Annotated in this window: 5 protein-coding genes; 4 read left to right on the top strand and 1 reads right to left on the bottom strand. The window is 69.7% G+C overall.

Going from position 1 to position 8671, the window contains the following annotated elements; genetic code table 11:
• Positions 1-287: 287 nt before the first annotated feature.
• From JOY88_RS06735 to JOY88_RS06720, 4 genes are all read left to right on the top strand, one after another.
• Positions 288-2576, top strand: a complete 2289-nt coding sequence (locus JOY88_RS06735) for a DEAD/DEAH box helicase (RefSeq protein ID WP_293501425.1) — start codon at positions 288-290, stop codon at positions 2574-2576.
• Between the two features lie 40 nt (positions 2577-2616).
• Positions 2617-3447: a ParB N-terminal domain-containing protein gene (locus tag JOY88_RS06730; protein ID WP_293501427.1), complete on the top strand. Its 831-nt coding sequence runs from the start codon at positions 2617-2619 to the stop codon at positions 3445-3447.
• 132 nt (positions 3448-3579) lie between these two features.
• A complete protein-coding gene (locus tag JOY88_RS06725) occupies positions 3580-5820 on the top strand; it encodes a putative bifunctional diguanylate cyclase/phosphodiesterase (RefSeq protein ID WP_293501424.1) in 2241 nt (746 codons plus the stop codon).
• Positions 5821-5906: 86 nt separating this feature from the next.
• Complete coding sequence (locus tag JOY88_RS06720; protein WP_293501423.1) at positions 5907-7460, top strand: methyl-accepting chemotaxis protein; 1554 nt, start codon at positions 5907-5909, stop codon at positions 7458-7460.
• A gap of 10 nt (positions 7461-7470) precedes the next feature.
• Here JOY88_RS06720 and JOY88_RS06715 read toward each other — a convergent pair.
• Positions 7471-8671, bottom strand: a 1201-nt coding sequence (locus tag JOY88_RS06715; RefSeq protein WP_367269789.1) for a M24 family metallopeptidase, incomplete at its 5' end; no start/stop codon positions are given.

The following is an 8671-nucleotide window of genomic DNA, read 5'->3' as shown; positions in this document are numbered from 1 at the left end:
GAATCGCCATAGCAACGAGGCCTCGACAACCGTTGCCACATGCGCCGCGGTTTCCTCCCTAGAGGTTTATCCAACACCTGCCCTCAAGTCGGCTTGATGCGCAGACCTGCACAGCGCGACGGGCAGGTGTCGGACAAACCTAAACTGTTCCGGTCGGCGGTGGTTTGGTCAATTTGAAGCTGCACAGGCGGTCGTACCCGCCGGAATCCGCATCCGAACACATGGGGTGGCCTCGGCCACCCCATGTGTTCCATAGCGAGGGCTTCGCGGGCTGCGAGACTGTCGCGATGTCTACGCCACCACCCCACCTCACGCTGCGCACGCTGACGCGCGGCGACGGCCTGCTGGGCCTGCGCCCGCGTGGCGTGCTGGGCCCGCGCGGCGAGCAGGTGACGGTGGCGCAACTGGCCTCGCCAGATTTGCCATCCGAGCAGATGCTGCTCGGCGCCGGCCTCGTGCGGCTGGACCCTGCCCTGCTGCAATGGCGCGGCGCGCCACAGGCTTTGGGTGAATCGCTCTGGACCCTGGCCCAGGAGGAGTTCTTCGGCGACTTCCAGGCCGACAAAGTGCCCGAGCTGCTGGCCCAGGGCTGGCAGGTCACGACGGAGCCGGGCTTTGCCCATCACAGCCAGTTCGTCAGCGGCTGGCAGCTGGGGCTGGAGGAGGCCGCGCCCGAGGCGCCCAAGCCCGGCCGCCGCGTCGAAGGCCTGGGCCTGGAGCGGCGCACCGGGGCCTGGCTGGTCAGCCTGGGCATGGAGGTGGACGGCAAGCAGCTCGACCTCGCCCCGCTGATCGCCAACCTGCTGCGCCGCGACAAGCGCTGGCTGGACGCCATTGCCATCGCCGCCATCGAGGACGACGCGATCGTCTCGCTGCGTGCGCCCGGCGGCCGCCGCTATCACGCCCAGGCCGCGCCGTTGAAGGCCATGATGCTGGCGCTGCTGGACCTGCTGAAGCCGGTGGAGCTGGAGAAGGGCAAGCCGCTCAAGCTGGGCGAATGGGATGCCGAGCGCCTGCGCTGCATCGAGGACGAATCGCGCGGCCGCTGGCAGATCCACGGCGACGCCGGCCTGAGGGCGCCGGGCCGGCGCCTGCTGGCGGCCGGCGCACCCGCGGCGATGGCACAGCCACCGGGCCTGGGCCTGCCGCTGCGGCCCTACCAGCTGCACGGCCTGGCCTGGCTGCAGTACCTCCGCGAGCAGAACCTCGCCGGCATCCTGGCCGACGACATGGGCCTGGGCAAGACGGCCCAGGCGCTGGCCCATGTCTGGGCCGAGAAACAGGCCGGCCGGCTGGATCGTCCGGCGTTGGTCATCGTGCCGACCTCGCTGCTGTTCAACTGGCAGCAGGAGGCCGCGCGCATCGCGCCCGGGCTCGGATTGCTGACCTGGCATGGCGCCGATCGCGAGGCGGCCCAGCTCGCGGGCGCCGACGTCGTGCTCAGCACCTACAACCTCGTCTGGCGCGACCTGCGCACGCTGTCGGCCCAGCCCTGGCATCTGCTGATCCTCGACGAGGCCCAGTCGGTGAAGAACGCGCAGGCCCGTGCGGCCCGCGCGCTGCGCCGGCTGCAGACGCGCCACCGCCTCGCGCTCACCGGCACGCCGCTGGAGAACCACCTCGGCGAGCTGTGGTCACTGTTCGACCTGCTGATGCCGGGCTTCCTCGGCGACTCGCGCACGTTCGCGCGCCACTGGCGCAAGCCCATCGAGGTCAATCGCGACGGCGCGCGCGCACGGCTGCTGGCTGCGCGCGTGCGGCCCTTCATCCTGCGCCGCATGAAGACCGAGGTCGCCACCGAGCTGCCGCCGCTGACCGAGCTGGTCCGGCGCGTCACGCTGGTGGGCCAGCAGAAGCAGCTCTACGAGAGCGTGCGCGTCGCGGCCGACCACATGGTGCGGCGCATACTGGCCAGCGACGGCTTCACGCCCACCAGCCTCATCAGCGTGCTGGACGCCATGCTCAAGCTGCGCCAGGTCTGCTGCGACCCGCGCCTGCTCAAGGGCGTGGCGCTGGCCCCGCACACCGAGCGAGCCAAGCTGGAATGGCTGCGCGAGCACCTGCCTGACTTCGTGGCCCAGGGCCGGCGGCTGCTGGTGTTTTCGCAGTTCACCGAGATGCTCGACCTGATCGCCGCGGAACTCGACGCGCTGAAGCTGCCGCACCTGCGCCTGACCGGACAGACGCCTGCCAGCCAGCGTGGCGAGGTCGTTCGGCGCTTCCAGGCGCGCGAGGAACCCATCCTGCTTGCCAGCCTGAAGGCCGGCGGCGTGGGCCTGAACCTCACCGCTGCCGATACCGTCATTCACGTGGACCCCTGGTGGAACCCGGCCGTGCAGGCCCAGGCGAGCGCGCGAGCGCATCGCATCGGGCAGGAGCAGCCGGTTTTCGTCTACCAGCTCGTGGCCCAGGGCAGCATCGAGGAGCGCATGCTGGAGCTGCAGTCGCGCAAGCAAGCGCTGGCCGACGGCCTTCTGGGCCGCGACGACGGCGGGGCCTTGAGCAAGTTCGGCGCGCCCGAGCTGAACTTGCTGCTCGCGCCCCTGGAGGCGGGCGAGTCGTCCGGGACTCTCTAGAATGCGCCCCCTTTTTGCCCGCATGCACGCCCCGGCCGCCATGGACATCGTCGTCAACGAAGAACTCAAGGCTTACATCGATCCGTTGACGCCGGAGGAGCACGACGCGCTGGAGCGCAGCCTGCTGGCCGAGGGCTGCCGTGATGCGTTGGTGCTGTGGGGCGAGGTGCTCGTGGACGGGCACAACCGCTACGGCATCTGCCGCAAGCACGGCCTGCCCTTCAAGACGGTGCAGAACCCGCGCTTCAAGTCCATCGAGGACGTACACCTGTGGATGATCGATCAGCACCTGGGCCGGCGCAGCATCTCGGACTTCCAGCGCGGCGTGTTGGCGCTGCGCAAGCGCGAGATCGTGTCCGAGCGGCGCGCGCGCCGCGCCGAGGCGGAGGCGCCGGCCACCGAGGTGCAGGCCCAGGCGGTGGAGGCGAGCGTGGAGGCTGCGCCGCCGCCCGCCGAGGCTCTGGAGACGCGCGAGGCGCTGGCCCGGGCCGCAAGGTTGAGCAGCAGCCAGGTGGTGCAGATCGAGAAGATCCAGAAGCGCGGCACGCCGGAGCTGGTGGCTGCAGTGAAGGCCGGCACGATCTCGATCAACGCGGCCGCGGCCGTCGCCACGCTGCCGGCCGAGGAACAGGCCGCGGCGGCGACCGCTGGGGCCGAGGAGCTCAAGCAGGCCGCCAAGCGTGCCCGCGAGGCCAAGCGCAGGTCCCCCGCGGCCGGCGACGCGCCGGATGCGGCGGCCGATGCGGTGCCGACCCAGGCGGCGGTCGTGCCGGAGCATGACGTGGATGCGCTGCGCCAGCGCGTGGCGGCGCTGGAGGCCGAGAACGCGGCATTGCGACAGGAGCTGGCTGCCCTGCGCCTGCCGTTGTAGCCGACGCGGCTCCCGTTGCAGCGGGAGCCGGTGGCGCTGCCGCCGTGGCCGCGGCCCAACTGGCTTGTGCATTGCCTAACGCGTCAGCAGAATAGGTCGCCGGCGCGGTGACCGCCCGTGCAGGAGCGTTTGATGAAAGCGAGCCCATCGGGAAGCGAGCGGCCGGGCGAGCCACTGGCTGTGCTGCAGCCGGCGGGCGGGGCCGAGGACGCGTTGCGCGGCGAGATGGCTGCGCCCGGTTTTGATCGAGCCGCCACGTTCACGCATTGGGGCGTGCGCGGGATCAGTGTCAAGACCAAGCTGCTTGCCGTCGTCGTTGCGGCATGCGCCGCCGTGCTCATCCTGACCGGCGCGGCCATCGCCGTGCTGCTGCAGACGATCGAAGGCGCGGCCAAGCTGGAGGCCCGCAACCTGGCGGCCTCCGTGGCCCTGGAAGCCGGCCACCGCGAGCGGGATCTGCAGGGCTATGTCGAGAGCCTGGACGAGCTGTACAAGCGCGACCTATTCATCCTGGACGCGCGTCGCATCACCATCGGCGACATCGTGCCGCAGGAGATCGGGACGCCCTACAACGAGGACCGGGGCGACGAGATCGGCCAGACGCTGCGCGATGGACAGTCGCGCGCCTTCATCGAGGTCAGCGGTCAGCATCCGACCGGCGCCAAGCAAATGGTGGTGCCCGTCCGCGCCTCGGTGGCGCGGGACGCCCCCATCGTCGGCGTGGTGGTGCTGGAGTACACCCACATCGCCGAACAGCTGTACAAGGAGAACGCCTGGACGCTGTACGCCGTCGGCCTTGCCGGGTTGATGGCCGTCGCGGGCATCGGCATGGGCGGCCTGCGGGTCGTGCGCAGGCTGGGCCGGAACATCGGGCAGATCCACCTGGGCGTGCGCGCCTTCGCCACCGGCAATACCGCGGCGCGCGTGCCGCCGCTGGACCCCGACGAGGTCGGCGACCTCGCGCTCGCCTTCAACCACCTGGCCGACGACCTGCAGCGCAATCAGCGGGAGCTTGCGCTGGAGATGGCGCTGGTCAAGGAGGCCATGCACCATGCGGAGATCCTGGCGTACACCGACAAGCTGACCGGCCTTGCCAATCGGACCGAGTTGACGCGGCTCATGGAGCGCCTGCTCCCGCAGGCGGAGGCCGATTCCAAGGTGCTGGGCGTGCTGTTCCTGGACCTGGACCGATTCAAGAACGTCAACGACACGCTGGGCCATGACAACGGCGACCGCCTGCTGAGGACGGTGGCCGATCGGCTGACCGAGGTCTGCGGCGACAGTGCCCATGTCTGCCGAATGGGCGGCGACGAGTTCGTGATCCTGGTGCCGGGCCTTGACGCGCCGACATGGCTTGCGGGCCTCGCCCGCCGGCTTCTCATCGCCATCGCCAAGCCTGTGCGCCTGCAGGGCCAGGAGATCCGTACCGCCGCAAGCATAGGCATCAGCGCCTTCCCCATAGACGGCAGGGATGAGCATCTGTTGATGAAGCATGCCGACATCGCGCTCTACCAGGTCAAGGAGCATGGGCGCAACGACTTCTCCTTCTACAACGCTTCGTTCAACCACCATTCTGTCGAGCGGCTGGCCTTCGAGTCGGAGCTGCGCCGGGCCTTCGAGCAGCGGCAGCTCAGCGTGCATTACCAGCCCAAGATCGGTCTCGCGTCGGGCCAGATCGACGGCGTCGAGGCGCTGCTGCGCTGGCAGCATCCGACGATGGGCGCCGTCTCGCCGGTGCAGTTCATCCCGGTCGCGGAGGAGATCGGGCTCATCGTCGAGATCGGCCGCTGGGTGCTGGAGCAGGCCTGCAGGCAGTATGTGGCATGGCGGGCCCAGGGCCTTCCGCCCCTCAAGATGGCGGTCAACCTCTCGGCGGGTCAGTTCGCCGACGAGAACCTGCTGGCCGACGTCCGGAGGGTGCTGCAGGAAACGGGCATGGACCCCACCGCGCTGGAGCTGGAGATCACGGAGAGCATGCTCGGCCAGGACGAGGAGCGCTGCATCGCGCTGCTGCATGAATTCAAGCGCATGGGCATGAAGGTGGCCGTCGACGACTTCGGCACCGGCTATTCGTCGCTGGCCAAGCTCAAGCTGTTCCCCATAGACACGCTCAAGATCGACAGGGCCTTCGTGCGGGACCTCGAGAGCAACAGCGAAGACCAGGCCATCGCCCAGGCCATCATCACGATAGGCAAGTCGATGAACATGACGCTCGTGGCCGAGGGTGTCGAAACCGAGGCGCAGCTGGACTTCCTGCGTGAGCGCGGTTGCGACCTGATCCAGGGCTTTCTGTTCAGCAAGGCCCTCCCGTCCCATCAGCTCGCCGAGTTCTCCCTGGAGCAGCACCTGCCGTTGCACGGGGAGTCGGCCTAGTTCCACGGGCGCCTCGTCCGATTCCGTCGCCCGCATCGCGCGTGAATTTGCAATGGCGGCCCGTCGGCTGCCAAGGGGAGATGTCAATGGATTGGATCCGCCAGATTTCCGTCGCCCGGCGCTTGGCGATTGCGTTCTCCGTCCAGGTGGCGTTGCTGCTCGTGACGGCCGGCTTCGGCTCCCTGCAGATGAGCCGCATCAATGCCAATGTGCTCGACCTGTCCACGAACTGGCTGGCCAGCGTCGAGGACCTGGGGGCGATGGACCATGCCTCCAGCAGCATGCGGCGCGCCACGCTGCGGCTGGGTTCGGCCGAGGGCGGGCAGGACGAGACGCTGGCCATGGCCGACGAGGCCAGGAAGGCCTTCGCCGCCGCCTGGAAGGAATACCTGCCCACCGTCACGACGCCGGAGGAGCGCGGGCTGGCCGAGCAGATAGAGGCCCAGTGGCAGCGCTATCTCATCGAGCATGACCGGCTGCAGGCGAAGCTGGCCGGCAAGGCCGACCCCGAAAGCATCCGGCGCGAGGTCAACGGTGCCAGTGCCGACATCTTCAAGGCGCTGTCGAAGGCGATCAGCGAAGACATCCGGCTGAACTCGCGCGGCGGCGCCGCCGCCAGCGACGAGGCCCAGGCGTCGTACGGCAGGGCCAAGCTGGTGACCTGGTCCCTCGTTGCGTTCGCCGCGGCCCTGAGCATCTTCGTCGCCATCGCGATGGCGCGCTCCATCCTGCAGCCGCTGCGGGACGCCGTCGTGGCGGTCAAGCAGGTGGCGGACGGTGACCTGACGCTGCCGCTTTCTCAGCGGCACTCGACGGACGAGCTGGGGACGCTGCAGACGGCCATGCAGGAGATGGTGGCCAACCTCAGGGACATCGTGCACCAGGTCCGCGAGGCCAGCGACAGCATTGCGCTGGGTGCCAACGAGATCGCCGCAGGCAACGCCAACCTCAGTCAGAGGACAGAGTCGCAGGCGAGCAGCCTGCAGGAGACGACGGCTTCCATGCACCAGATGACGTCGACCGTCGCGAGCAACTCGGCGTCGGCAGCGGAGGCCAACCGCGTGGCGGCTTCCGCCGCGTCGACGGCCGAATCGGGCGGCTCGGCCGTGTCGCATGTCATCACGACCATCGGCGACATCGCGTCGTCGTCCCGCAAGATAGGGGAGATCATCTCTGTCATCGACGCGATCGCCTTCCAGACCAACATCCTTGCGTTGAACGCGGCGGTCGAGTCGGCCAGGGCCGGCGACCACGGTCGTGGCTTCGCGGTGGTCGCTGGCGAGGTGCGCGCGCTGGCCCAGCGCTCCGCCACGGCCGCGCGCGAGATCAAGGGCCTCATCGAGGACAGCACTGCCAAGGTCGAGGCCGGCGTCGGCCAGGCCGGCCAGGCCGGCGAGGTCATGGCCAGCGTGCTGCAGCAGGTACGCAGCGTGAGCGGCCTCATCGGCGACATCGCGACGGCGTCGTCCGAGCAGGCCACCGGCGTCCGGCAGGTCGGTCAGGCGGTCTCGCATCTCGACGAGATGACCCAGCAGAACGCGGCGCTCGTCGAGGAGAGCGCGGCCGCGGCCGAGAGCTTGAAGCAGCAGGCGGACCTGCTGGCCCAGGTCGTGCGCCAGTTCAGGCTGGCGGGCCGCTGAGGCGCCGCCTCTATTCGGAGAACGGCCTGTCGATCGCGACGGACGGCGGCGTGAACCATCGAGCGCCGTCCTCGGTCACGTGGAAATGGTCCTCGAGCCGCACGCCGAACCGGCCCGGCACGACGATCATCGGCTCGTTGCTGCAGCACATGCCCGGCGCCAGCGCCCGTGTGTCGCCGCGCACCAGATAGGGCGCCTCGTGGACGGACAGGCCGCAGCCATGGCCGGTGCGGTGCGGCAGGCCCGGCAGGCGATAGCCGGGGCCGAGGCCGGCAGCCTCCAGCACGCCGCGCGCGGCGGCGTCCACCGCCTCGCAGGGCACGCCGGGGCGCACCGCGTCGAAGGCGGCCTGCTGGGCCGCGCGCTCCAGCGCCCAGATGCGCCGCTGCTCCGCGTTTGCCTCGCCGAAGATCCAGGTGCGCGTCACGTCCGAGTTGTAGCCTTCGATGCTGCAGCCGGTGTCGATCAGTACCAGCTCGTCGCGGCGCAGTTGCTGCACGCCTGGGATGCCGTGCGGATAGGCCGTCGCATGGCCGAACTGAACGATGCAGAAGGTGGAGCCGCCGTCCGCGCCCAGCGCGCGGTGCGCTTGGTCGATGAAGCGCACCAGCTCGTCCGTGCCCATGCCCTCGCGTGCACCGCCGGCGGCCAGGCGCTGCACCTGCAGCGTGATGTCGCAGGCATGCTGCATCAGCGCCAGCTCGGCAGCGCTCTTGCACATGCGGCAGCCGTCGATGATGGGCTGGGCGTCGACGATGCGGCCTGCATCCAGGTGGCGGCGCAACCCTGTGGCGATGCGGAAGGCGGCATCCGGATCCAGCGCCAGCGTGCGTGCGCCGCGCTCGGCCATGGCGGTGACCACCAGTGCATGCGGATCCTCGTGTTCCTCCCACAGCCGCTTGGCCGCCGGAATGCGCAGCACCGCGTCCAGCGAGCCCTCCTCGAAGGCCGGTGCGATCAGCAGCGGTTCGCCGTCGGCCGTCAGCAGCAGCGCGACGAGGCGCTCGCTGGCGCCCCAGCCGATGCCGGCGAAATAGTCGGCCCTGCAAAATCCGTTTTCTCCATCGAGCCCGCGAACGGCGCTCTCGCTGTGACGGCTGGCGGCGTCGGCGCGTCGGCGTGCGATTCGGCTTAGGCTTGAGCCGGCGAGCCTCCTGAGGCGTCCAATGGCGCCCACGGGGTGCGTGTGAGCGACAACGCGGCGTGCAGCA

Origin of the sequence: Roseateles sp., from assembly GCF_019237615.1 — a bacterium.
Classification (GTDB): Bacteria; Pseudomonadota; Gammaproteobacteria; order Burkholderiales; family Burkholderiaceae_C; genus Pelomonas.
This window is presented reverse-complemented; position numbering and strand designations above follow the sequence as displayed.

Bases quoted from the DNA above. Each gene is read 5' to 3' on its own strand.
- JOY88_RS06735 (WP_293501425.1), top strand. From the start codon at position 288: ATGTCTACGCCACCACCCCACCTCACGCTGCGCACGCTGACGCGCGGC.
- JOY88_RS06725 (WP_293501424.1), top strand. From the start codon at position 3,580: ATGAAAGCGAGCCCATCGGGAAGCGAGCGGCCGGGCGAGCCACTGGCT.
- JOY88_RS06720 (WP_293501423.1), top strand. From the start codon at position 5,907: ATGGATTGGATCCGCCAGATTTCCGTCGCCCGGCGCTTGGCGATTGCG.
- JOY88_RS06730 (WP_293501427.1), top strand. From the start codon at position 2,617: ATGGACATCGTCGTCAACGAAGAACTCAAGGCTTACATCGATCCGTTG.